This window comes from Verrucosispora sp. WMMD573, from assembly GCF_027497175.1.
Lineage (GTDB): Bacteria > Actinomycetota > Actinomycetes > Mycobacteriales > Micromonosporaceae > Micromonospora.
In genome coordinates, this window is record NZ_CP114901.1 from 4,213,225 (window position 1) to 4,237,142 (window position 23,918).

At 71.7% G+C, this 23,918-nt stretch carries 24 protein-coding genes and 1 pseudogene; 20 read left to right on the top strand and 5 right to left on the bottom strand.

The annotated features are described in order from the left end of the window. Positions 1–199 precede the first annotated feature (199 nt). From egtA to O7601_RS19155, 7 genes are all read left to right on the top strand, one after another. Positions 200–1,435 carry an ergothioneine biosynthesis glutamate--cysteine ligase EgtA gene (gene egtA, locus O7601_RS19125; protein ID WP_281562470.1) on the top strand — a complete coding sequence of 412 codons (1,236 nt, stop codon included), beginning with the start codon at positions 200–202 and terminating at the stop codon, positions 1,433–1,435. Next, positions 1,432–2,766, top strand: a complete 1,335-nt coding sequence (egtB, locus tag O7601_RS19130; RefSeq protein WP_281562471.1) for an ergothioneine biosynthesis protein EgtB — start codon at positions 1,432–1,434, stop codon at positions 2,764–2,766. Before egtA ends, egtB begins: the two co-directional genes overlap by 4 nt. 22 nt (positions 2,767–2,788) lie before the next feature. Further along, complete coding sequence (gene egtC / locus O7601_RS19135; protein WP_281562472.1) at positions 2,789–3,535, top strand: ergothioneine biosynthesis protein EgtC; 747 nt, start codon at positions 2,789–2,791, stop codon at positions 3,533–3,535. Between the two features lie 54 nt (positions 3,536–3,589). Then, positions 3,590–4,555 carry an L-histidine N(alpha)-methyltransferase gene (gene egtD, locus O7601_RS19140; RefSeq protein WP_281562473.1) on the top strand — a complete coding sequence of 322 codons (966 nt, stop codon included), beginning with the start codon at positions 3,590–3,592 and terminating at the stop codon, positions 4,553–4,555. Between the two features lie 269 nt (positions 4,556–4,824). Next, positions 4,825–5,412 (top strand): TMEM165/GDT1 family protein, encoded by a 588-nt coding sequence (locus tag O7601_RS19145; protein WP_281562474.1) that lies wholly within the window; start codon positions 4,825–4,827, stop codon positions 5,410–5,412. A 95-nt stretch (positions 5,413–5,507) separates the two neighbouring features. Continuing rightward, positions 5,508–5,858 (top strand): DUF1622 domain-containing protein, encoded by a 351-nt coding sequence (locus O7601_RS19150; protein ID WP_281562475.1) that lies wholly within the window; start codon positions 5,508–5,510, stop codon positions 5,856–5,858. A gap of 2 nt (positions 5,859–5,860) precedes the next feature. Then, positions 5,861–6,148, top strand: a complete 288-nt coding sequence (locus tag O7601_RS19155; protein WP_281562476.1) for a DUF1622 domain-containing protein — start codon at positions 5,861–5,863, stop codon at positions 6,146–6,148. A gap of 13 nt (positions 6,149–6,161) precedes the next feature. Here O7601_RS19155 and nhaA read toward each other — a convergent pair whose 3' ends face one another. Beyond that, complete coding sequence (nhaA, locus tag O7601_RS19160) at positions 6,162–7,493, bottom strand: Na+/H+ antiporter NhaA (protein WP_281562477.1); 1,332 nt, start codon at positions 7,491–7,493, stop codon at positions 6,162–6,164. Positions 7,494–7,864: 371 nt separating this feature from the next. Between nhaA and O7601_RS19165 the strand changes: the two genes are divergently transcribed. Then, entirely contained in the window at positions 7,865–9,331 is a 1,467-nt protein-coding gene (locus tag O7601_RS19165) for a polysaccharide biosynthesis tyrosine autokinase (RefSeq protein WP_281562478.1), read from the top strand. On the opposite strand, the gene O7601_RS19170 is transcribed toward O7601_RS19165, so the two are convergent. Beyond that, the gene (locus tag O7601_RS19170; RefSeq protein ID WP_281562479.1) at positions 9,312–9,866 is read right to left on the bottom strand and encodes a low molecular weight phosphatase family protein; all 555 of its coding nucleotides are present in this window, start codon (positions 9,864–9,866) and stop codon (positions 9,312–9,314) included. The genes O7601_RS19165 and O7601_RS19170 overlap by 20 nt on opposite strands. 162 nt (positions 9,867–10,028) lie before the next feature. Between O7601_RS19170 and O7601_RS19175 the strand changes: the two genes are divergently transcribed. The 4 genes from O7601_RS19175 to O7601_RS19190 all read left to right on the top strand — a co-directional run bounded on the left by O7601_RS19175 (position 10,029) and on the right by O7601_RS19190 (position 14,992). After that, entirely contained in the window at positions 10,029–11,282 is a 1,254-nt protein-coding gene (locus O7601_RS19175; RefSeq protein WP_281562480.1) for a glycosyltransferase family 4 protein, read from the top strand. A gap of 80 nt (positions 11,283–11,362) precedes the next feature. Continuing rightward, positions 11,363–13,147: a DUF4012 domain-containing protein gene (locus O7601_RS19180; RefSeq protein WP_281562481.1), complete on the top strand. Its 1,785-nt coding sequence runs from the start codon at positions 11,363–11,365 to the stop codon at positions 13,145–13,147. 13 nt (positions 13,148–13,160) lie between these two features. Continuing rightward, positions 13,161–13,793: a hypothetical protein gene (locus O7601_RS19185; protein WP_281562482.1), complete on the top strand. Its 633-nt coding sequence runs from the start codon at positions 13,161–13,163 to the stop codon at positions 13,791–13,793. Positions 13,794–14,020: 227 nt separating this feature from the next. Continuing rightward, complete coding sequence (locus tag O7601_RS19190) at positions 14,021–14,992, top strand: pirin family protein (RefSeq protein WP_281562483.1); 972 nt, start codon at positions 14,021–14,023, stop codon at positions 14,990–14,992. Positions 14,993–15,059: 67 nt separating this feature from the next. Here O7601_RS19190 and O7601_RS19195 read toward each other — a convergent pair whose 3' ends face one another. Next, positions 15,060–16,178: an alpha/beta hydrolase gene (locus tag O7601_RS19195; RefSeq protein ID WP_281562484.1), complete on the bottom strand. Its 1,119-nt coding sequence runs from the start codon at positions 16,176–16,178 to the stop codon at positions 15,060–15,062. Between the two features lie 66 nt (positions 16,179–16,244). On the opposite strand from O7601_RS19195, the gene O7601_RS19200 reads away from it, so the two are divergent. Next, positions 16,245–16,787 (top strand): TetR family transcriptional regulator, encoded by a 543-nt coding sequence (locus O7601_RS19200; protein WP_281562485.1) that lies wholly within the window; start codon positions 16,245–16,247, stop codon positions 16,785–16,787. A 123-nt stretch (positions 16,788–16,910) separates the two neighbouring features. Continuing rightward, positions 16,911–17,171, top strand: a pseudogene (locus tag O7601_RS19205) (hypothetical protein); the annotation flags it as partial. Between the two features lie 226 nt (positions 17,172–17,397). Here O7601_RS19205 and O7601_RS19210 read toward each other — a convergent pair. After that, positions 17,398–17,670 carry a DUF2795 domain-containing protein gene (locus O7601_RS19210; RefSeq protein ID WP_210825339.1) on the bottom strand — a complete coding sequence of 91 codons (273 nt, stop codon included), beginning with the start codon at positions 17,668–17,670 and terminating at the stop codon, positions 17,398–17,400. A gap of 145 nt (positions 17,671–17,815) precedes the next feature. Between O7601_RS19210 and O7601_RS19215 the strand changes: the two genes are divergently transcribed. Next, positions 17,816–18,226 (top strand): DUF2267 domain-containing protein, encoded by a 411-nt coding sequence (locus O7601_RS19215; RefSeq protein ID WP_281562486.1) that lies wholly within the window; start codon positions 17,816–17,818, stop codon positions 18,224–18,226. 129 nt (positions 18,227–18,355) lie between these two features. Here the strand turns inward: O7601_RS19215 and O7601_RS19220 are convergent, their stop codons facing one another. Further along, positions 18,356–19,522, bottom strand: coding sequence for a CaiB/BaiF CoA-transferase family protein (locus O7601_RS19220; protein ID WP_281562487.1), 1,167 nt, complete (start codon positions 19,520–19,522; stop codon positions 18,356–18,358). A gap of 242 nt (positions 19,523–19,764) precedes the next feature. Here O7601_RS19220 and O7601_RS19225 point away from each other — a divergent pair, with 242 nt between their 5' ends. The 5 genes from O7601_RS19225 (at position 19,765) to O7601_RS19245 (ending at position 23,906) form a co-directional block, all read left to right on the top strand. Then, positions 19,765–20,778 (top strand): TerC/Alx family metal homeostasis membrane protein, encoded by a 1,014-nt coding sequence (locus O7601_RS19225; protein WP_281562488.1) that lies wholly within the window; start codon positions 19,765–19,767, stop codon positions 20,776–20,778. A 78-nt stretch (positions 20,779–20,856) separates the two neighbouring features. Then, positions 20,857–21,456 (top strand): sulfite oxidase-like oxidoreductase, encoded by a 600-nt coding sequence (locus O7601_RS19230; protein WP_281562489.1) that lies wholly within the window; start codon positions 20,857–20,859, stop codon positions 21,454–21,456. 8 nt (positions 21,457–21,464) lie between these two features. Next, positions 21,465–22,187 carry a ferredoxin reductase gene (locus O7601_RS19235; RefSeq protein ID WP_281562490.1) on the top strand — a complete coding sequence of 241 codons (723 nt, stop codon included), beginning with the start codon at positions 21,465–21,467 and terminating at the stop codon, positions 22,185–22,187. Positions 22,188–22,200: 13 nt separating this feature from the next. Next, positions 22,201–22,479 carry a DUF6510 family protein gene (locus tag O7601_RS19240; RefSeq protein WP_281562491.1) on the top strand — a complete coding sequence of 93 codons (279 nt, stop codon included), beginning with the start codon at positions 22,201–22,203 and terminating at the stop codon, positions 22,477–22,479. A 125-nt stretch (positions 22,480–22,604) separates the two neighbouring features. Continuing rightward, a complete protein-coding gene (locus tag O7601_RS19245; RefSeq protein WP_281562492.1) occupies positions 22,605–23,906 on the top strand; it encodes an NAD(P)/FAD-dependent oxidoreductase in 1,302 nt (433 codons plus the stop codon). The last annotated feature ends 12 nt before the right edge of the window (positions 23,907–23,918 follow it).

Genomic DNA, 23,918 nt, shown 5'->3' on the forward strand with positions numbered 1-23,918 from the left:
TCGCCCCCTGCTACACAGGTGGTGGCGGAATCGCCGACTCCGACCCCGGGTGAATCGCCTCGTCAACCTGCCCGTCGAGGGCGACGTGTCCGGCGTTCGGAGCCGGTGCGGCAGCACCGTGCGGTTCAGGTTCACAAGGGTTCGATGTCACCGGGGTGGGCTACCGTGGCGGCGGATCGATCGGGAAGGGGCGCCACGCATGGTGATGTCACCCGAGGTGGACCGGATCCCGGTGCTGCGGGACCGTGCCGCCGCGGCCCGGCACCTCGCCCGGATCTGCTTCAAGACCGGGCCACCCACCCTCACCGGGGTCGAGCTGGAATGGACGGTCCACGACGCCGTCGATCCGGTGCGCTCCGTCGACGCCGCGCGGCTACGCGCGGCACTGGGGCCGTACGGCCCCACCACGCTGGACCCGACCAGCCCGGCCCTGCGCCTGTTCCAGGGCGGCGCGATCACCGTCGAACCCGGTGGCCAACTGGAGATCTCCACCCCGCCGCGAACCGGTGTCGCCGCGCTGATCGAGGCCACCCAGTCCGACGTGGCACAAACCACCACACTTCTGCACGCCGCCGGCCTGACTCTCGGCCGGGCCGGTATCGACCCGCACCGACACCCCCGGCCGGTGATCGACACTCCCCGCTACCGCGCGATGCGTCAGGTCTTCGACCGTCGCGGATCCGACGGGCGGACGATGATGTACAGCACGGCCGGTCTGCAGATCTGTCTCGACGCCGGGCAGCCCGAGCAGATGCCGGCCCGTTGGCAACTGGTACACGCGGTCGGGCCGCCCCTGCTCGCCGCCTTCGCAACCGCCACCCGGCACGCCGGCCGTGACACCGGCTGGGCGTCGGCCCGGATGGGCGCGTGGTGGCGCATCGATCCCGCCCGCACCGCCCCGGTCTGGACGCCCGCCGAAGCCGACCGGGATCCGGTCGCCGCCTGGACGGCCTACGTCCTGGCCGCGCCGCTGCTCTGCGTCCGCGGCGACGGCCCGGACTGGACAGCACCGCCGGACGTCACGTTCGCCGACTGGGTCGACGGGGCGCTGCACCGACCGCCCCGCGTCGACGACCTGGAATACCACGTCAGCACGCTCTTCCCGCCGGTGCGGCCGCGCGGCTACCTGGAGATCCGTTACCTCGACGCCCAACCGGGACGGAGCTGGATCCTGCCGTTGGCGGTGTTCAGCGCACTGCTCAGCGGCCCCGACACGATCGCCGCCGCGATGGCGGTGACCGCGTCCGCCGCCGACGGCTGGCACCGCGCCGCGCGGTACGGGCTGCGGGACGTCACCCTGGCCCGGGCCGCCGCTCAGCTGTTCGACCTGGCCCGGACCGCGCTGCCGCGGCTGGATCTGCCGCCCGGCCTGCACCGGGATATCGACCACGGATTACGGCGGCGACGTGACGCCGCGGAGAGGAGTCAGCCGTGACCGACACCGGCATCGACCGCGACGCCGAAGGGCTGCGCGGCCGGATCGCCTCGGAACTGGCGCGTACCCGCGCCCGTACCGCCCGGCTGACCGAGGCGGTGGACGACGCCGACCTGATGCGTCAGCACTCACCGTTGATGTCCCCGCTGGTGTGGGACCTGGCGCACGTGGGCAACCAGGAGGAGCTCTGGCTGGTGCGCGACGTCGGCGGGCGGGAGCCGGTCCGGTGCGACATCGACGACCTGTACGACGCGTTCAAGCAGCCACGTCGGGACCGCCCCTCGTTGCCGTTGCTGCCGCCGCCGGAGGCCCGGGCGTACGTGGCCACGGTCCGGGAAAAGGTGTACGACCTGCTGGATCGTGTCACCTTCGACGGTGATCGGTTGGTGGCCGACGGCTTCGCCTTCGGCATGATCGTGCAGCACGAGCAGCAGCACGACGAGACGATGCTCGCCACCCACCAGTTGCGTTCCGGTCCCGTGGCACTGCACGCGCCGCCGCCACCGGAGCCGGCCGTACGGGTTCCCGCCGAGGTGCTGGTGCCCGCCGGCCCGTTCGTGATGGGTACCGACACCGACCCCTGGGCGTTGGACAACGAGCGCCCCGCCCACCGGGTGGACCTGCCCGCGTACGTCATCGACGCCGCACCGGTGACCAACGGTGCGTACCGTGCGTTCATCGCTGACGGGGGTTACGACGACCCGCGTTGGTGGACCGCGGCGGGCTGGCGGCACCGCCGGCAGGACGGTCTCAGTGCGCCGATGCACTGGCGACGGGACGGTGACGACTGGGCCTACCTGCGGTTCGGCAGGTGGGACCGGGTCCGCGACGACGAGCCGGTGGTGCACGTCTGCTTCCACGAGGCGCAGGCGTACGCCACCTGGGCGGGCAAGCGGCTGCCCACCGAGGCGGAGTGGGAGAAGGCCGCCCGGTGGGATCCGGCGACCGGCCGATCCCGGCGCTATCCGTGGGGCGACGACGACCCCACCTCCGCGCACGCCAACCTGGGCCAGCGACACCTGTCGCCGGCACCGGTGGGCGCCTACCCGGCAGGGGTGTCGCCGCTCGGGGCGCACCAACTCGTCGGCGACGTGTGGGAATGGACCGCCACCCCCTTCCGGGGCTATCCAGGCTTCGCCGCCTTCCCCTACCGGGAGTACTCCGAGGTCTTCTTCGGCGACGACTACCAGGTGCTGCGGGGCGGCTCCTTCGGTACCGACCAGGCGGCCTGCCGCAGCACGTTCCGCAACTGGGACTACCCCATCCGGCGGCAGATCTTCAGCGGCTTCCGCTGCGCCCGGGACGCCCGGCCCGACGAGGCGCATCGGTGACGGCCGGGAAGCCGGTCGCCTGATGTGTCGACACCTGGCCTATCTGGGGCCACCGGTGACCCTGCGGGAGTTGCTGTTCGATCCGCCGCACTCGCTGCTGCGTCAGTCCTGGGCCCCACGCGACATGCGCGGCGGGGGGACCATCAACGCCGACGGGTTCGGCGTCGGGTGGTACCCGGACGGCGAGACGCCGGTGCGGTACCGCCGGGCGCAGCCCATCTGGAGCGACCCGACCATCGCCGAGTTGGCGGCGGTCACCTCCTCCGGCGCGGTGCTGGCCGCCGTCCGCTCGGCCACCGTCGGCATGGCGATCGTCGATGCCGCCGCCGCGCCCTTCGCCGAGGGGCCGTGGCTGTTCAGCCACAACGGGGTGGTGCGGGGCTGGCCCGACTCCATGGTCCCGCTCGCCGCCGAGCTACCCGTACGGGACCTGCTCACCCTCGACGCGACGACCGACTCGGCACTGCTGTGGGCACTGGTCCGTGCCCGGTTGCGTGCCGGTGTCGCGCCGGCCCGGGCGGTCGCCGAGACGGTGACCTCGGTGGCTGCGGCGGCGCCCGGCTCCCGGCTCAATCTGCTGCTCACCGACGGGCGCACGGTGGTCGCCAGCGCGGCCGGGCACGCCCTGTCACTGCGGGCCACGCCCGCGTCGGTGCTGCTGGCCTCCGAACCGCACGACGACGGACCGGGCTGGCGCGAGGTGCCAGACGGGCAACTCGTGCGGGCCACGGCGACCGATCTGCGCCAGCAGGCACTGGCGGCCTGGTGAGAAGACGGTCCGGGTCCGTACGCACCTGTCAGACACGACGGAAGGGATACGCAGATGGGCGCTGAGCCGCTCGAGATCCACCTCGACGACCGGGACATCGGCCGCAGCCTGCGAAGGGACGTCCGCGTCGGGCTGACCGCCGCGGCGAAGTGGCTGCCGCCGAGGTGGTTCTACGACTCCCGGGGCAGCGAACTCTTCGAAGAGATCACCCGACTGCCCGAGTACTACCCGACCCGGGCCGAACGTGCCGTCCTGGCCGCGCAGGCGACGGAGATCGCCGAGCTGACCGGCGCGAAGACCCTCATCGAGCTGGGGTCCGGTTCCTCGGGGAAGACCCGCCTGCTGCTGGACGCCTTCACCGAGCGCGGAGGGCTCGGCACCTTCGTGCCGCTGGACGTCTCGGCCAGTGCGCTGGCCGGATCCACCGCCGCCCTCGCCGCCGACTACCCGGGGCTGCGGGTGCGCGGCATAGTCGGTGACTTCACGCGCCACCTGGCGCACCTGCCGACCGGCGGGCGGCGGCTGGTCATCTTCCTCGGTGGCACCATCGGCAACCTGCTGCCGGAGGAACGGTCGGAGTTCGTCGCCGGGATGCGGGCCGCGCTGGAGGCGGGTGACTGGCTGTTGGTCGGCACCGACCTGGTCAAGGACCCGGCGGTGATCGTGCCCGCGTACGACGACGCGGCAGGGGTGACCGCGGAGTTCAACCGCAACGTGTTGCGGGTGCTCAACCGGGAACTCGGCGCCGACTTCGATCCGGCGGGGTTCGCCCACGTCGCGCTCTGGAATCCGGAACAGGAGTGGATCGAGATGCGGCTGCGGGCGGAACGGTCCATGCGGGTGACGGTGCTGGACCTCGGCGTCGACTTCGCCGCCGGTGAGGACCTGCGTACGGAGGTGTCGGCGAAGTTCCGCCCGGAGGGGATCGCGGGGGAGTTGGCCGCCGGTGGTTTCCGTACCGAGCGGTTCTGGACCGATCCGGGTGGCCTGTTCGGGGTGACCCTCGCGCGCGCCGAATGAGCGCTGCCCGTCGGCGGAGCTGATCGGCTCGGGACCGGGGTTCGGCGGCCGTCACGCCGGACCCCGGTGATCCGGGCAGGAACGATCGGCTAGGCTGGGCGCTGCGAAGGGGAGTAGCCCATAACGCCGTGGTCGACATACTGGTGCGTCATGCATCCGGCCACCCGGCCTCGTTTGCGGCGAGGCGGGCGAGACCTTCGACCCAGGCTGTTGCGGCCGGGTCGAGGGCGTCCCCACACCTTCTCCCGGCCTGATCCGGGAAGGACATCATGGACGGGTTCCTCGCCGCGCTGGTGATCAGCTTCGGCGTCATCTTCGTCGCCGAACTGGGAGACAAGTCCCAGCTCATGGCCTTGGCCTTCGCCACCAGGTACCGCACGGCGCCGGTGCTGATCGGCATCACCGTCGCCACCACGGCGGTGCACCTCGCCTCGGTGGCGATCGGCCACGGCCTCGGCGCGGCCCTGCCGACCGGTTGGATCTCGCTGCTGGCGGGTCTGGCCTTCCTCGGCTTCGGCGCGTGGACGCTGCGGGGCGACCGGCTCACGGAGGACGACGAGCGCCGTGCCGCCCGCGGCGGCAGATCAGCCGTGATCACCGTCGGCGTCGCCTTCTTCCTCGCCGAGTTGGGCGACAAGACGATGCTGGCCACCATCACGCTGGCCACCCAGTACGGCTGGTTCGGCACCTGGATCGGCTCGACGATCGGCATGGTCGCGGCGGACGCGTTGGCGATCATCGCCGGTCGGCTGCTCGGCCGGAAACTGCCGGAACGGACCATCAGGTACGGCGCCGCCACGCTCTTCGCCGTCAGTGGTGTCTGGCTCGTCGTCGACGCGGTGATTCAGTTGCGCTGACCTCCGTCGTCGCCTGCCCGAGGACCGCGCCGACCGGCCCGACGTCGTGCGGCCCGGTGCCGACTACCCGGAGGCAGGCCGGGTAAGGCGCCGGGGTGGACGTCGAGGCGATCCTCCAACGGGGCCACGAGTTGCTGGTGACCGCGGTGGAACTCGTCGGCGCGTTCGTCATCGTCGTCGGTGCGACGTTGGCCGCGCTGCGGTTCGTGATCGACGGCCTGCGCCACCGCGACGCCGCCGTGTTCACTCGGATCCGGCTGTCCCTGGGGCGTTTCCTCACCCTTGGCCTGGAGTTCCAACTGGCGGCGGACATCCTGCGTACCGCGCTGTCGCCGACCTTCGCGCAGATCGGCCAGCTCGCCGCCATCGCCGCCATCCGGACGGTGCTGAACTACGTGCTGGGGCGCGAGATCGAACACGAGCAGCGGCAGGTCGACAATCGATGAGGATGCTGCTGTCCGCCGTCATCACGGCGCTCGGTGTACTAGCGGCGACGGTGGCGTTGCTGACCACCGGCTCCCGTACGACGGCGCTGGGGGTGCTGCTCGACATGCTGCTCGCCGCCGGCCTGCTGCGGCTGACCGGGGAGCAGTCCTGGACGGAGATCGTCGTACTGGTGGCGATCGTGGCACTGCGCCTGCTGGTGCGTACCGCGCTCACCGCGGACTTCCGGCGGCGGTCGAGAGCGGCGGAACGCCCGGCCGATCGGGTCGGCCGGGCGCTCCCAGGTGGGTGAGCGGAGACCGTCGTCAGCCGGCGGGCTTCTGGTAGACGTCCGGGACGCCGTCCTGATCCTGGTCGACCTGCTCCTTGAGGGCGATCGCCCGGTACACCTTGTTGCGCCGCCGGAGCACCACGGTGGCCAGCAGCGCCGAGATCAACGAGCCGGCCAGCACCGCCGCCTTGACGTTGTCGCCCTCGGTGCCGTCGGAACCGAAGGCCAGCTCCCCGATGAGCAACGACACGGTGAAGCCGATACCGGCCAGCAGCGACACGCCGAGTAGGTCCGACCAGCTGATGTCCTCGTCCAGGCTGGCCCGGGTGAACCGGGCCAGCAGGAAGGTGGAGCCGAGAATGCCGACGCACTTGCCGACGACCAGGCCGAGCACGATGCCCAGCACGATCGGGTCGGTGATCAGCGCGCCGAGGTCCGCGCCGCGCAGCGAGACGCCGGCGGCGAAGAACGCGAAGACCGGTACCGCGAAGCCGGCCGAGACCGGGCGCCACACGTGTTCCAGGTGCTCGGCGAGGCCGGGCAGCGGGCGACCGCCGGGGCCGCTCTTGCCGGCCAACACCGGCACGGTGAAGCCCAGCAGCACGCCGGCCACGGTGGCGTGCACTCCGGAGGAGTGCACCAGCGTCCAGGCGACCACGGCGAGCGGGATGAGCGCCCACCACCAGGTGCGGCGACGCTGCACCAGCAGACCGAACAGTACGATCGGTACCAGGGCGCCGAGCAGTGGGAGCAGGCTGAAGTCGTCGGTGTAGAAGATCGCGATGATGGTGATGGCGAGCAGGTCGTCGACCACGGCCAGGGTGAGCAGGAAAGCGCGGAGCCCCTGCGGGAGGTAGGCCCCGATCACGGCCAGCACCGCCAGCGCGAACGCGATGTCGGTGGCGGTCGGGATCGCCCAGCCGCGCAGCCCGTCGCCACCACCGGCGATGTTGACGCCCAGGTAGAACAGCGCCGGTAGGACCATGCCGCCCACCGCTGCCACCACCGGCAGCGCTGCCCGCCGCGGGTCGCGCAGTTCGCCAGCGACGAACTCGCGCTTGAGCTCCAGCCCGACCACGAAGAAGAAGATGGCCAGCAGGCCGTCGGCCGCCCAGGTGGCCAGGTCGAGATCGAGGTGCAAGGCCTCGCCGCCCGACCAGGGCACCCACCGTCCCAGTTCCGCGTAGGCGTCACCCCACGGCGAGTTGGCCCAGACCAGCGCGATCACGGCACCGAGGAGCAGCAGGGCGCCACCGACGGTCTCCGTGCGCAGCACGTCGGCCAGGAACCGCGCCTCCGGCCAGGAGGTACGGGCGAAGAGGCGGCTCACGCCGCGGCGCTCAGGGCGCGGGGTCTGGTCGGTCATACGTGAGGTCCATCTCGTCGGTCGAAGGGCAGCACGGCACCAATCGCCGACCAGGCTTCCCGGCACACCCGTGCAAGACCCTATCCAGTGCCGACGGTCGTCGCGAGCGGGGCGAACGCGACTCTTCCCACAGCCGGGCGACGAGTCGGCCGAAGCCCTCGGCGACGACATCACATTTTTTCCGAGCCGGAGCGATTCCGACAGACCTCCGGTCCGGTTGGTCACTGCGGGCACGGTCCGCCATTGAGAAAATACCTAACTCCGGACATAAGCCGCATGAGCCCGCTTTAATGGTTTCACGAGATTGAGTCGACCTTGGGGGTTTTCGTGAAGTTCTTTGGCGTTACCGGCCCGGTACGGAGGCCCGTCTGATGGACCTGTACCGCCAACTACGCCTGGTGCGCCGGCACTGGTGGATCGTCCTGGTCACCCTCATGGTGGCCCTGGGCGTGACCGCGTTGGTCACCGTGCGGGCCCAGCCCCGCTACGTCGCCTCGGTCACCTTCTTCGTCACCACGCCCAGCCAGGGTGTTACCGATGCCTACCAGGGTGGGCTCTTCCTTCAGCAGCGGGTGAAGTCCTATGCGGAGCTGCTGACCAGCGATCGGCTGGCGCAGGCCGCGGTGGCCGACAGCCAGCTCGGACTGACCGCCGAGGAGATCCAGCGTCGGGTCAGCACCTCCACCGAGACCGGCACGGTGCTGCTGCGGGCGTCGGTCACCGACACCGACCAGACCCGGGCGTTGCGGGTGACCGAGGCGCTCTCGGCGAAGTTTGTCGAACTCGTACAGAAGGTCGAGACGCGGCCGGACGGCAGCCCGGGGCCGATCAGGATCGAGGTGGTCAGTGGGCCACGGGTGACCCCGACGCCGGTGTCGCCGCAGCCGGCCCGCAACACCGCGATCGGCGCCCTGCTCGGCCTGCTGGCCGGCGTCGGTCTGGCGATTCTGCGCGGCATGGCAGATGTGCGGCTGCGCGACGCGGCCGGACTGCAGCGGGTGACCGGCAGCCCGCTGCTCGGCGAGATCCCGATCGACCCCAGTGCGCGGTCGGCCCCACTGATCGTCGGCGACGCCGCCACCTCGGCGCGGGCCGAGGCCGTCCGCAAACTGCGGACGAACTTGCGCTTCGTCGACGTGCACGAGCCGGCCCGGGTCATCGCGGTCACCAGTGCCCTGCAGGGGGAGGGCAAGACCACCCTGTCGTGCAACCTGGCGATCGCCCTGGCGGAGGCGGGCTGGCGGGTCCTGCTGGTCGACGCCGACCTGCGTCGTCCGAAGGTCGGCGACTACCTGGGCATCGACCCGGGGGTGGGGCTGACCGACGTGCTCGTCGGCGACGTGCAGGTCGGCGACGTGGTCCAGCGTTGGGGCGACAAGTCGCTGCTCGTGCTGCCCAGCGGCTCGGCGCCGCCCAACCCGAGCGAGCTGCTCGGCTCGAAGGCCATGTCGGATCTGCTGCTCGCGCTGCGTGAGTCCGCCGACATCGTGATCATCGACACCGCGCCGCTGCTCGCGGTGACCGATGGTGTGGTGGTCGCCGTGCAGGCCGACGGTGCGCTGTTGGTCACCCAGCAGGGACGTACCTCGCGGGCGCAGGTGGCGGCTGCCGCCCGGGCCCTGCACTCGGTCTCGGTGCGGATGCTCGGCTGCGTGCTCAACATGGCCCGGGTGCCCAAGACCGAGGCGTACCAGTACGAGGCCTACCGGGTGGTCGCTGCCGCGGCCGGTGGCCAGTCGGCGCCGGCGGACCGCAGCAGGAGTGGCCGGCACGCCGAGGGGGCCCACACCGGCGAGTCGAGCGACCACACGCAGGAACTCACCCGGCTGTCCCGATGAGCGTGGCCAGGGGGCGCAGCGCCCGGTCGATCTCCTCCGCGCAGCGTCGGAAGTCCTCCGGGGTGCCACCCACCGGGTCACGTAGGTCGTCGGCATCGGCGGGGGCGGGCTGCAACCGCCCCCGGGCCAGCGCGGCGGCGGCCACCGCGGCTCGTACCGGATCGTCCTGCTCGTCCAGCGGTGGTTCGGCCGCCGCGGCGAGCCGGCCGAACTGGCGCAGCGTGAACGTCCGGTGCAGCGCCCCCGGCGCCAACGCGGTGCAGATGGAGCGCTGGCGCCGGGTGGCGGTCAGCACCAGCACCGCCCCGGTGAGGTGTTCCGGCAGCAGCCGCCGGCTGCGGAAGGCGGCCGGGTCGTCACCGGTCTCGGCGGCGATCGCCGCCGCGTACGGATGCATGGCCAGGCCCTCGACGGCGTCGGTGCCGGCGCTGGCCACGGTCACCGGTCGCCCGGTGAACAGGCGGCGGGCGGCGTACTCGGCCATCGGTGACCGGCACAGGTTGGCGTGGCAGACGAACAGCACCCCGCTGAGCATGTGGAACCCCCTGGACGACGCGGTCGCGGGCGGTGGCACCGCGACGTGGGACGGTCGCCGGCGGCGTCCGCCCGGTGAGGGGATGTCGAGATCGTACGCAGTCGTCGCGTCCCCGGTACCGGACGGCGCGCCGAACCGATGCGCGGGGACGGAGGTGTCCGGGTGCGAATCGGGATGGTGACATACCACTTTCCACCGGAGCCGGCGTTCATCCCCGGCAGCCTCGCGGAGGAACTCGCCGGGCGGGGGCACGAGGTGCGGGTCCTCACCGGGTTCCCCGACTATCCGGGTGGGCACGTCTATCCGGGATGGCGGCAGCGCTGGCACCACGAGACCCGCAGCCGGGGGCTGACCGTGCGCCGGGTACCCCGCTACAGCACCGGCGACGTCACCGTACGTGGCCGGATGACCTCCTGGCTGACCTTCGCCGGCAGCGCGGCGCTGGTCGGTCGCCGGTTCCTGGCCGGTGTGGACGTGCTGTACGTGCATCAGCCGCCGGCCGCCGCGTTCGCCTCGGCGGCCCTGCTGCGCCTGCTCGGTCCGGTGCCGCTGGTACTGCACGTGCCGGACGTCTGGGCCGAACAGGTCCCCGAGGCCGTCGACGACGGACGGTGGGCGGCGCGGGTGCGGGCGGCCACCCTACGGACCTACCGCGCCGCCAGCCACGTCGCGGTCACCACGCCGTCACTGCGGGACGCGGTGGTGGCGGACGGGATCGACCAGGCGCGGGTCCGGGTGGTGCTCAACTGGACCGACGAGCGGATTTTCCGTCCGGTCTCGGCCAGTCCGGCCGCCCGGAGGTTGGTCCGCCGGGACGAGCGGTGCGTGGTGATGCACGCCGGCACCATCGGTGTGCGACAGGGACTGGACACGGCGGTACGCGCGGCGGCGGCCCTTGGTGAGACGGTGGACCTGGTCCTGGTCGGCTCGGGCTCCGACGAGCGGCGGGTGCGGGGACTCGCCGTCGAACTGCGAGCCGACAACGTCCGATTCGTGGACCGGCGCTCCCCGTTGGACATGCCCGAGCTGTATGCCGCCGCCGACTACCAACTGGTGATGGCGCGCGATCTACCGGAGCTGCGCAGCAGCGTGCCGGCCAAGCTTCAGGCGGCCCTGTCCTGCGGCGCACCGGTGGTCGCCTCGGCCGGCGGCGACACCGCGACCCTTGTCGAACGGGCTCGGGCGGGGCTGTCCTGCCCGCCGGAGGACTGGGCCAGCCTGGCGGACCGGCTGTGGCTGGCGGCGCAGATCCCCGTCCCGGCGCGGGCCGAGATGGGTCGGCGCGGCCGGGAGGCGTACCTGCGGGAGATGTCGCTGCCGTCGGGCGTCGATCGGATCGAGGAACTGCTGCGCGAGGCGGCGGCCGTCGACAGCGGACGTTCAGGGAGACCCGAACGAACCTCTCGTAACGTCTGATCCCGTCATTAACACACCGAACTCACCGTTAGGTGTTAAGAACAATGTGGTCTTCTGTCCGTTTCGGGAAGAGGTGTGACGTGTCGGAGAGCGAAAGCCCTCGACGGCGGCGTAGCCGATCCCGCCGTCGGCGGCACGCCCGAAGGCGTCGCATCCTGCTGACCGCGTTGGTGGTCGGCTCGCTGCTGCTGGGCCTCGCCGGGTGGGTCGGCCTGCGCGGCTGGCAGGCGCGCGCCCATCTGGTAAACGCCGCCGGCCTGGCCGGTGAGCTGAGCGCCCAACTGGTCGGTGGCGACACCGCCCGCGCCCAGCGGACCCTCGCAGCATTGCAGGAGCAGTCCGGCGCGGCGCGGCGGGCCACCGGGGACCCCGGCTGGTGGCTCGGCCGGCAGGCCCCCGTGGCCGGGGCGAACCTCACCGCGGTCCGGCAGATCGCCATCACCATCGACGACCTGGCCCGCCAGGCGTTCCCGGCGCTGCTCCGCGTCGACCTCGGCGGACTGATCCCCCAGGAGGGTCGACTGGACCTCAACGGGCTGCGTACCGTCGCCGACGATCTGGTCGCGGTGCACGCCACGGTGCAGCGGACCCGTACGGACCTGGCCGAAATCTCCGGCGACCGGTTGGTCGGGCAGGTCCGGCATGCCCTGGCGGAGTTGCGGGGCGAGATCGACCGGTTGGCCGCGATGACCTCGGCGGCGGAGCGGGCGAGCCGCCTGTTGCCGCCGTTGCTGGGCGTCGACGGACCGCGACGCTATCTGCTGGTGTCACAGAACTCCGCGGAACTGCGCGCGACCGGCGGCATGTTCGGCGCATTCGCGGTGATCGAGGCGAACAAGGGCCGGGTCAAGATGGGCGCCCAGGGCAGCAGTTCGAACCTCGGCCGCTTCGAGCAGCCCTTGAAGATCCCCGCCGAGATGCGTGCCCTGTGGGGGGAACTGCCCGGCATCTATCCGGCGGACGTCAACCTCAGCCCGCATTTCCCGACCGCCGCCGCGCTGTACCGGGAGATGTACCGGCGGTACAGCGGGGAGCGGGTGGACGGCGTCCTGGCCGTCGACCCGGTGGTGCTGTCGTACCTGCTGAAGGCGACCGGGCCGGTGCGGGTTCCGGGCGGGGCGGCGTTGAGTGCCGAGAACGCGGTCCGGACCCTGCTCAGCGACACGTACCAGCGGATGAGCCCGGAAGAGCAGGACGGCTTCTTCGCGGGCGCGGCAGCTACAGTCTTCGACACGCTTTTCGCCCGTAACGTACACCCTAATGGGTTGTTGTCCGCATTTGACCGGTCCATGCAAGAACGTCGGATATTGTTCTGGAGTGCCCGACCTGAGGAGCAGCGGACGTTCGGCGACAGCCGGATGGCCGGGACGCTTCCGGAGCAGGACACCGTGCCGACGGTCGGCGTGTTCCTCAACGACGGCAGTGGCGCGAAGCTCGGCTACTACCTCCGGCAGACCGCCGACCTGATGGTCGGTGACTGCCACGCCGACGGCCGTCGGGAGTTGAGCCTGCGGGTGACGCTTCGGTCCACCGCACCGGCCTCGGGGCTCAGCGAGTCGGTTCTCGGCCTCGGCCGGGCCGGGGATCCCTACACGGCCCGGACCCTCGTGTCGGTGTACGGCCCGGCCGGCGGGGCGGTGCTCGACACCCGCCTCGACGGTGCCGAGACCTCGGTGGGCAACGGCACCGAACGACGGCGGCAGGTAGCCACCGTGAACGTCGAGATCGGACCGGGCGGGACCCGCACGTTGGAGGTCTCGCTGCTGACCGGCAAGACGGAGAGCGGAGCGGCCGAGCTGTGGCTGACCCCGACCGCCACCCCATGGACCACCCATGTTGTTACCGCACCAAGCTGTTCTCAGTAGGAGGGAACGAACCATGCGGCTATCCCGCATCATCATGGCGCTCACGGTCGGTCTGGCCGTGGTGGCCGTGCCGACCGCGGCGGGGGCGGCGCAACCGCAGCCGCAGCCGTCGCCGACAGTCACCGATCCGCCCCAGCCGCCGCCGTATCCGCCGGTGCTGGCGTCGCTGACGGTGAACCGACCCACCATCTTCCTCGGTGAGACGGTGATCCTGACCGGTCGCAACTTCGGGCCGAACGAGACGGTGGACATCGTCGTCTCGGTGGCGCCGCTGGCCGCGCCGGCCGCCGGTACGGCCCGGCGCAGCGACGGCAGCACCGTCGCGATGACGCCGGTGGCCTTCCAGGCCAGCGCGCCGTTGAGCTTCACCGCCCGGACCAACTCCGAAGGGGTCTTCACCCGGCGGTACACCCCGTCGGTCACCGGCCTGCTCACCTTCACCGCGACCGGGCGGGAGTCCGGCCGTACCGCCTCGACCCAGCTGCGGGTGCTGCCCAAGAAGAAGCCGCATCTGCCGGTAACCGGTAGCAGCCTGGACACGCCGATGAAGGTCGGCGGTGGACTCGTCGCCGCCGGCGCGGTCCTGCTGCTCGGCACGCTGGCCTGGCGGCGGCGCAACCGCTTCGGTGCGGGTGGCGCGAACTGATCCATGACTCCGGGCAGTGCCCGGAACACGAAGGTACCGGTGCCCGACGCTCCCTCCGACGGGCACCGGTACCTGTCTGCGTCCGGCCCTAGCGGATCTTCGCCGGCCTGCGACGGATCCGGTTCGTCCCACGACCGTCGGTGCACCGACGGTCGTGGGACCTTCTTGCGGGGGTGCCCGCTCGCCGACGGCGGGGCGGGCGGCCGGGGCGGGCGTAGAGTCGACCCGTGGAGCGTGCCGAAGCGATGCCTGCCGAGACCCGTCCGCCCGGTGTGGCGACGGTCGATCCCGGCAGCGTGCTGCTGCCCGGCCACGACGTGCCGCTGGGGCGCTACACCACGGTGCGTCGGCTGCTGCCGCAGCGCACCCGCCGACTGGTCGGGGCGTGGTGCTTCGTCGACCATTTCGGCCCCGACGATGTGGCCCAACGGCCCGGCATGGAGGTGCCGCCGCACCCGCACACCGGTCTGCAGACGGTGACCTGGCTGCTCGACGGCGAGATCCTGCACCGCGATAGCCTCGGCAACCAGCAGCCGATCCGTCCCGGCCAACTCAACGTGATGACCTCGGGTCACGGCATCGCCCACTCCGAACGCTCGCCGGCGCGGCATCCGCCCCTGATGCACGGGGTGCAGCTGTGGGTGGCGTTGCCGGACGAGGCCCGAGCCGGCGCGGCCGACTTCGCCCACCACGCCGAACTGCCCCGGTGGCGCGACGGGGACCTTGAGATCACCCTGCTGGTCGGGGAACACGCGGGGGAACGCTCGCCGGCCCGGGTGCACACCCCGCTGCTCGGCGCGCAACTGGAACTGGCCGGATCGGCGGTGGCCGGGCTGCCGCTGCGGCGGGACTTCGAGCATGCGCTGCTGGCCCTCGACGGCGTCGGCGAGGTCGACGGTTTGCCGCTGGCGCCCGGGGCGCTGCTCTGGCTCGGCGCCGGGCGGGACGCGCTGCACCTGAGCGGCGAGGCGGGTAGCCGGTTCATGCTGCTCGGTGGCACTCCGTTCGAGGAGCCGCTGGTGATGTGGTGGAACTTCGTCGGCCGGGACCACGACGAGATCGTCGCCGCCCGCGAGGACTGGATGGCCGGGCGGCGGTTCGGCGTCGTGGCCGACGACCCGGACCCGCCGTTGCCCGCGCCGGCGTTGCCGACCGTCCGGCTCAAGGCCCGCGACCGATCCGGCGGCTATCACGCCTAGGCGGGTCAGTCAGGCGGGGTGATCCAGGTCGCGCACCGGCGACACCCCCTGGCGGCGATCAGCACCTTCACGACGCCTCCAGGCGACGTGCCGCTCCCACGCGGATGTCAGCCATAAGGGCGTCCAGGGTGTCGATGACCGCGGTCAGCCGCCAGGAGGAGACGAAGTCGAACGCGTGCTGGCCGCCGGGCAACTCGACGTGGACCACCGGCTGCGACGACTCGGCCCGCAGCTTGTCCGCCAGGGCGCGCGCCGTGGTGGCGGAGGTGTAGTTGTCGAGGCTGCCGTGCGCGATGAGGAAGGCCGGTGCGTCGGATGCCGGCAGTGCGAACGGGGTCGACGTGACCACCTCGTCGGTGCTGCGGCCGTAGTAACGGCCGTAGTAGCCGTAGAGGCAGACCGCCGCGGCAGGGCGCTCGTCGGGCGTCACGCGCAGCGCGTAGAGAGAGGTCAGATGAGCGCCTGCGGAGCTGCCCGCCATCACCACCGTCGTCGCGTCCGCGCCGTACTCTCCTGCGTGCGCGCGCGCCCAGGCCATCGCGGCCTCCGCGTCGGCGAGATGCTCCTCGAAGCCGGCCCCGGGGCGGAGCCGGTACGTCGCGCTCACGCACACCCAGCCGCGCGCGGCGAGGTGGTGCAGCAGGCCACGACCTTCCCAGTTCTTGCTGCCCGAGAAGTAGCCGCCGCCGTGGAAGTAGACCAGCACCGGGCCACCCGTGGGCCGGTCGCGGCGTCGCAGCACGTCGAGGCGTTGGCGCCGGTGGTCGCCGTAGCGCAGGTTGCGTAGCCGCTGTACGGATCGGGGTCGGATCGGAATCGGGGTGAGTGCGGTACGCCACCAGCGTCGTCGCCCCCGGGTGCGGTCTATGCCGGCCGCTCGTAGCGCGGCACCGGCGACGGACCTGGAACGGGCGGCCCGGCGGGTCAACGCGACAAGCATCATTGCGGTCGCCGCCGCGCCCGCCAGCAGCACGCCCGACAACACGTCGCGGCGCAGGTCTCCGCTCCAGATCGCCGCGCCGGTCGACGCCGCAAGCAGCGCCAAGATCAGGTGAGGCACCTCGTTCACGACCATCCCGGCCAGGAAGGCGGCCCGCGCCAACAGGCGTGGTCGAGCGGGTGGGGCAAACGCGGCGGTGGTGGCCAGGCCGAGCACGAGGACGTGCACCAGGTAGTCGTTCGGCATGGTTCCTCCTCTACATATGTCGAGGAATGCTACTCTACACTTGTAGAGCAGCAGGGAGGGAAGGTCATGGTGACCGAGCGCCGGAGCGTGATCGCGGATGCGGCGATCACCACGCTGGCCAGGGCGGGTGGACGTGGGCTCACCCATCGGGCCGTGGACAGGCAGGCGGGGCTTCCGATCGGCTCGACCTCCTACTACTTCCGCACCCGGGCGGACCTGCTCCGCGCGGCCGTCGACCGGCTGGCCGAGCTGGACGAGGCGGCCATCGCCCCAGCCGCCGGCGGGACGCTCGCCGCGGATCTCGCGCGGGTGGCCGACCAGTTGCTCGGCTCCGACCGGGAGCGGCTCCTCGCCCGCTACGAGCTGGCCCTCGAATCCGTTCGCCGTCCCGAACTTCGCGGGTTCCTGGCCGTCGGCACGCGCCGGGTGCGTGCTGCCATCGAGCAGCGACTCGGCGAGCAGGGCGTGACGAGCCCACGGGAGGTGGCTGACGCCGCGCTCGCGCTCGTCGATGGCCTGCTCCTGGCCGAACTCACCGCGACCGAGAGGCAGCAACGCAGCCGAGCCGAGCTGGAACGCACGCTCGTGAGAATCGTAGGCACCGGGTGACCCAGACCCGGCCGGACCAGCCGAGGACCACCGATCCGGCAGTCGACCTTTTCTGTGATGGACAGCCCGTGCGCCGACTCACCTACTACGTCGCGACCACCCTCGACGGCTTCATCGCCGGCCCGGGCGCTGCTCACCGCCCTTCCGGGGGTCGACGACCAGGTCGCAGACCTGTTCCTGCGTGAGGTGCAGGCGCTGTCGGGCGAGGTTGCGCCGGTGGCCGACCGGCGGGCCCTGACGGCGGCTCGGCGGCTCGGCTTGGGCCGCTCCGCCGAAGATCTCGCCGGGCTGGCCGGTGGTCGCGAGTCGGAGCGGCTTGCCTGGCTGGTCGGTGCGCTCGCCCGGGTCGACCTGGAGGGGCGCTACGCCGAGCTGACCGAATGAGGCCCTTCGTCGGCACCCGCTGTCCGTTCGACTGATGGCGTACGGTAAGCTCGCCACAGTAAGACGCAGCCACCCGGTTCGGGTGGCTGTCGGCCGCCTGGTGGCCGCGACCCGGTTCGGGTGCGCCGTTGCCAGGGCAGGCGGTGACGCAGGGGCGCCCCCGGCAGCGGTTCGCTGCCGGGGCGCCTCCCTGTCCACCGGCGGTCGAAACCCGGTGGGCCAGCCCTCAGATACTACGCAGGTGCTGTGACACTCGCTGGTGCCGCTTGTCGCGTCCCTGCGCGCCACGCTGCGCGTCGGTGATCTCCGGAGCCGCGTCGATGCCGGCCGACCGGGCCACCTGGTTGCCGTTGGCGTAGTCCACCGGAGGCAGGGCGCGCAGGGCCTGCAGCACGTCCGGCGGCGCCCCTTCCCGCTCGGCCTCGCGTACCACCTCGTCCTTTCCGGCGGGGTAGTCCAGGCTCGACAGGTACTGCAGGACGTCGGCGTAACTCGCCATGATGTCGGCTCCTCCCGGCTTTCGGTCCGGCACAACCGGGCGCGGATACCCGGCCCGGGGCCGCTCACGCGCCGAGGCCGACGGAAAAGCAATCGCCGTTTCCGCACCGGGCGGGTGGGTAAGCGCCGGCCGGAGGGGGTACGCGATGAACTACGACACGTTCGTCGACCAGGTCGCCCAGCGCACCGCCACGTCGTCGTCGCGGGCGGTGGAGCTGATCCGGGCGACGCTGGAAACGCTGGCCGAGCGGCTGACCGGTGGCGAGGTGCTGGACCTGGCCGTGCAGCTGCCCGCCCCGCTGCGGCTACCGATGCGCCCGACACCGGACATCGAGGCGGCGGAGCGCTTCGGCGCCGCCGAGTTCGTCGCCCGGGTCGCGGTCCGCGCCGGGGTGGCCGAGCCGGCCGCAAGGGACGCGGTCCGCGCGGTCTTCACCACGCTTCGGGAGGCGGTTACCGGCGGCGAGTTCGACGAACTGGTGGTCCAGTTGCCCCGCGACTACCGCGACATGGTCGAGCCCGCTTTGGCGCCCGGCGCGACGCTGCGGCGCGGCTGACAGGCTGTCGACGCGGCCCGCCGTGAGAGCTGGCCCGCCGTGTGCGTTGGCCCGCGGTGAGCGCTGGCCCGTCGTGCGCGTTGGCCCGTCGGTCAGGCTGCGTCTCGCTTCGACCTGATCGAGAGGGGCCTAGCCGATCGCTCCGCTGGCGCGCAACCGGCTGACCCGGTCCCGGTCGAAGCCGGCCTCGCCGAGAATCTCGTCGGTGTGTTCGCCCGGCCAGGGCGGCGGCCGGCGGATCGCGGCGGGGGTGGCGGAGAACCGGGGTGCCGGTGCCGGCTGGACGACCCCGTCGCGGAGCACGAACGTGTTCCGGGCGGCCAGGTGTGGGTGCCGCGGCGCCTCCCGCCAGTCCAGCACCGGCGCGGCGCAGGCATCGGAGGCGGAAAGCAGCATGGCCCACTCGTCCCGGGTACGGGTGCGGAACAGCCGCGCCCAGGCGGCTCGCAACGCCGGCCAGTTCGCGGGGTCGGTCCGGTCGATCGGTTCGTCCGGCGCCAGCGGGAAGCCGGTGAGCCGCACCAATTCGTCGTAGAAGCGCGGCTCCAGCGCGCCGACGGCGAGATACCGCCCGTCAGCGCACTCGTAGGTGTCGTAGAAGGGGGCACCGCCGTCGAGCAGGTTGACTCCGCGCGGGTTACGCCACATGCCGAGCTGGTGCAGGGCATGGATCTGGGTGCTGAGCACCGCGACCCCGTCCACGATGGCCGCGTCGATGACCTGGCCGGTGGCGCCCCCGCGCACCGCGTACAGCGCGGCGACGACACCCAGGGCGAGCATCATCCCGCCGCCGCCGAAGTCGCCGAGCAGGTTCATCGGTGGCACCGGCGGCTCACCGGCCCGTCCGATGCCGTGTAACGCACCGGTCAGCGCCAGGTAGTCGATGTCGTGCCCGGCGTACGGGGCGTTCGGGCCGTCCTGGCCCCAGCCGGTCATCCGGCCGTAAACCAGTCCCGGGTTGACGGTGTGGCACTCGGCCGGGCCGATGCCGAGCCGCTCGGTGACGCCGGGCCGAAACCCCTCGATGAGGGCGTCGGCGTCGCGGACCAGCGCCAGCACCACCTCGCGTCCGTCGGTGGACTTCAGGTCGACCGCGATCGAGCGGCGCCCCCGGTTGAGCAGATCGGGGTGCGGGGTGCCGAAGGTCGTGGTGTCCACCTCGGTGACCCGGTCCACCCGGATCACGTCGGCGCCGAGGTCGGCCAGCATCATGGCGGCGAACGGCCCGGGGCCGATCCCGGCCAGCTCCACCACGCGTACGCCGGCCAGCGGGCCGGTCGCCAGGTCTGCGCTCACCGGGTCACGATAGGCGTTCACCTCGGCGGCGGTCGGCTGCCCGCCGTGGTCGAAGCCACCGGGCCCGACAACGCCCCGCCTGGCGGGCGTAATTCGGCTGTCCTAACCTTGTCAGCACGAGGGGAGTACTTCCCACGAACCATGCCGGTCAGTACGGCGCGCCCGGAGCGCGCCTCGGGTGGTTGCCCACGAAACGTGGGTGAAGGAGACCTCGAACATGACACGGTGTTCGAGGAGGCCCCATGTCCGAATTGTCTGTCGCGGCGGACCTACAGTCGGTGGGCACGCCCTCGCTGTGGGCAATCACCATTCTCGGCGTGCTCGCCCTGCTGGTGTTGGACTTCCTGGTGACCCGACGCCCGCACGAGGTGTCGCTCAAGGAGGCACTCGGCTGGACCGCCTTCTACATAGCCCTGCCGCTGGCCTTCGGGGCCTGGGTCTGGCACCGCTACGGCTCCGAGCGTGGCTTCGAGTACCTCACCGGGTACCTGGTCGAGAAGTCGCTGTCGGTCGACAACCTCTTCGTCTTCATGCTGCTGTTGGCCGCCTTCGCGGTGCCGGCCGTGCTGGCCCAGCGGGTGCTGCTGTTCGGCATCACCGGGGCGCTGGTGCTGCGCGGCACCTTCATCGCCCTCGGCGCCGCGGCCCTGCAGACCCTGGACTTCGCCTTCCTGATCTTCGCGTTGATCCTGCTTTTCACCGCCGCCAAGCTGCTCCGCGACGCGTTCACCGGGCACGAGCAGACGGTGGACATCGGCACCATGCGCTCGGTGCGACTGCTGCGCCGGTTCATGCCGGTGGTGCACGAGTACCACGGCACGAAGATGACCGTCCGGGTCGACGGGCGGCGGGCGCTCACCCCGCTCGCGCTGGTGGTGGTGGCGGTGTTCGCCACCGACGTGGTCTTCGCCGTCGACTCGGTGCCGGCGGTCTACGGCATCACCGAGGACCCGTACCTCGTCTTCGCCACCAACGCCTTCGCCCTGCTGGGCCTGCGGGCGCTGTACTTCGTGCTGCACGCCGCGCTGAGCCGGCTGGTCCACCTCACCTACGGCCTGGCCATCATCCTGGCCTTCATCGGCATCAAGCTCGGCCTGCACTGGGCGCACGGTGTCTGGGACGGTGTCCCGGAGATCCCCACCGTGGCCTCGCTGCTGGTCATCGTCGGCGTGCTGGCCGTGGTCACGTTCACCAGCCTGCGGGCGACCCGCAACGTGGTGCCGGGCGCCAAGGAAGTCGTCACCGAACGCAAGTGAGCGCCTGCCGGCCCGGGTGGCCGATCCCGGGCCGGTCGAACCCGCCCGCGGCGGTCCTCGCCGTGGTAGGACTGAGCGGTGGGTATCGTCACACCGGGCTTCCAGGGGCGGCCGCGCGCCGACGCCCCGGATCTGCCTCCCGGCCAGTACCTGACGCCTGATTTTCCGGTGCTCTCCGCCGGCCCGACCCCAAGGGTGCCCCGGGACCAGTGGGAGTTCGTGATCAGCTCCGAGACCGGCATGGAGCACCGGTGGAGCTGGGACGAGATGATGGCGCTGCCCCAGGAGACGCCGACCGTGGACATCCACTGCGTCACCCGGTGGTCCAAGCTCGGCACCACCTGGCGGGGCGTCTCGCTGGACACGCTGCTCGACGGCGTGGACACCGCCGCCGACTACGCCCTCGCGCACTCCTACGGCGGCTACACCACAAACCTCCCGCTGGAGGATCTGCGTGACGGGCAGGCCTGGCTGGTGCACACCTACGACGGTGACGACCTGCCGGCCGAGCACGGCGGGCCGGCGCGGCTGATCGTTCCCCACCTCTACTTCTGGAAGTCCGCCAAGTGGGTGCGGGGCATCCATCTCACCGTCGAGGACACCCCGGGTTTCTGGGAGACCGCCGGCTACCACGACTACGGCGACCCGTGGCGTGAGCAGCGGTACCAGGGCGATTGAGCGGCCGGATGAGCTGGCGGGCGGCCCGGTTGGTGGCACACCGGACCGAGACGCCGACGGCGCGGACCCTGGTGCTGGAGGTACCCGGTTGGCCGGCCCACCTGCCTGGCCAGCACGTCGACATTCGACTGACCGCGCCGGACGGGTACCAGGCGGCCCGGTCGTACTCGCTCGCCGCCCCCGCCGACGGTGACCGGATCGAGGTGTCCGTCCAGCGTGTGTTCGACGGCGAGGTGTCGCCGTTCCTGGTGGACGCCTACCGCGAGGGTGACCCGGTCGAGGTGCGCGGCCCGATCGGCGGCTGGTTCGTCTGGCGGCCCCAGCAGACCGAACCGGTGCTGCTGGTCGCCGGGGGATCGGGGGTGGTGCCGTTGATGGCCATGATCCGTGGCCGGCGGGCGGCCGGAAGCCGGGCGCCGTTCCGGCTGATCTACTCCGTCCGCACTCCCGACGACGCCTTCTACACCGACGAGCTGCGGCGACGGGTACGCGACGACGCCGGTCTGGACGTGGCCTACGTGTACACCCGGCAGGCGCCCGAAGGCTGGCGCGGCGAGCCGCACCGGCTCGGTCTCGCCGACGTCAACACACACGGCTGGCCGCCGGAGTTGGAGCCCCTGGTGTACGTGTGCGGGCCCACCGGTTTCGTGGAGACCGTCTCCGACCTGCTCGTCGGGCTGGGCCACCCGGCACGGCGGGTACGCACCGAACGTTTCGGCCCGACCGGTTGAGAGGAGACCGCGGATGACCGCGCTGCCCTACGTGGACGGCAACATGCTCGACGGTCCGTTGGGGGAGGTGTTCGCCGTCGACCTGAGCAGCGCCACCGCCCGGTGCGCCAACTGTGGCACCCCCGGTCCGGTGGCCGGGCTGCGGGTCTACTCGCACGCGCCCGGCCTGGTGGGTCGCTGCCCCACCTGCGTCGAGGTGATGTTGCGACTCGTACGCGCGCCCGACCGCGCCTGGCTCGACCTACGCGGCGCCACCTTCCTCCAGTTCCCGATGCCACTCCAACCCCGCTAGATTCCGCGATCTTGCACTTCCGGTCGCCATTTTGCCGTCTTTATACCGGTTTGACCCGACGAGAAGTGCAAGATCGACGGCGGGAGTGGACGTTTGCGGGCGGAGATGACGGGAACCGGGCCGAAATGACGAAGCCTCGTGTGGTGATCGTGGGGGCCGGGTTCGCCGGGTACCACGCGGCGAAGACGTTGAGCCGGTTGGCCCGCGGCCGAGCCGAGATCGTCCTGCTGAACTCGACAGATTATTTCCTGTACCTGCCGCTGCTGCCGGAGGTGGCGGCGGGGGTGGTGGAGCCGGGCCGGATCGCGGTGCCGCTGGCCGGCACCCTGGACGGCGTAAGGGTGGTCATCGGCGAGGCCGACAGCGTCGACCTGCAGAACCGGTGGGTCGGCTTCACCCAGCCGGAGGGCGATCACAATCGGCTGGCGTACGACCGGCTGGTCCTCTCCGTCGGCAGCGTGAACAAGCTGCTACCCATTCCCGGCGTTACCGAGTACGCCCACGGCTTCCGCGGCCTGCCCGAGGCGCTCTACCTGCACGATCATGTGGTCCGGCAGATCGAGCTGGCCGAGCAGGCGGAGGACCCGGCGGAGCAGCAGGCACGCGCCACGTTCGTGGTGGTGGGTGCCGGCTACACCGGTACCGAGGTGGCCGCGCACGGCATCCTGTTCACCGACGAACTGGCCGCCCAGCACCCCCGGCTCAAGATCCGGCCGAGGTGGCTGCTGCTGGACGTCGCCCCACGCGTGTTGCCGGAGCTGGACCGGCGGATGTCGGTCACCGCCGACAAGGTGCTGCGGCGGCGCGGAGTCGACGTACGGATGGGCACCTCGGTGGCGGTCGCCACCTCCGACGGGGTCAAGCTCACCGACGGCGAGTACGTGCCCACCTGCTCGCTGGTCTGGTGCGTCGGCGTACGCCCCGACCCGTTCGTGGCGGAACTGGGTCTGCGGACCGAGAAGGGACGTTTGGTCGTCGACGAGTACCTCAACGTCCCCGGGTTCCCCGAGGTCTACGCCTGCGGCGATGCCGCCGCGGTGCCCGACCTGACCCGGCCCGGCGAGATCTGCACGATGACCGCCCAGCACGCGCAGCGGCAGGGCAAGCTGGCCGCGCACAACATCGCCGCCTCGTACGGACAGGGACGCCGCCGGCCGTACAAGCACCACGACCTCGGTTGGGTGGTCGACCTGGGCGGCAAGCAGGCCGCGGCAAATCCGTTGAAGGTGCCGCTGTCCGGTCTACCCGCCAAGGCGGTCACCCGGGGCTACCACCTGCTCGCGATGCCCGGCAACCGGGCCAGGGTGAGCGCGGACTGGTTCCTCGACGCCGCGCTACAACGGTCGGCGGCGCAGCTCGGACTGATCTCCGCCACCGCCGTACCGCTGGAGAGTTCGTCGCCCGAGATGCCGGCGCGGGCCCGCTGACGAGCCCGGCGG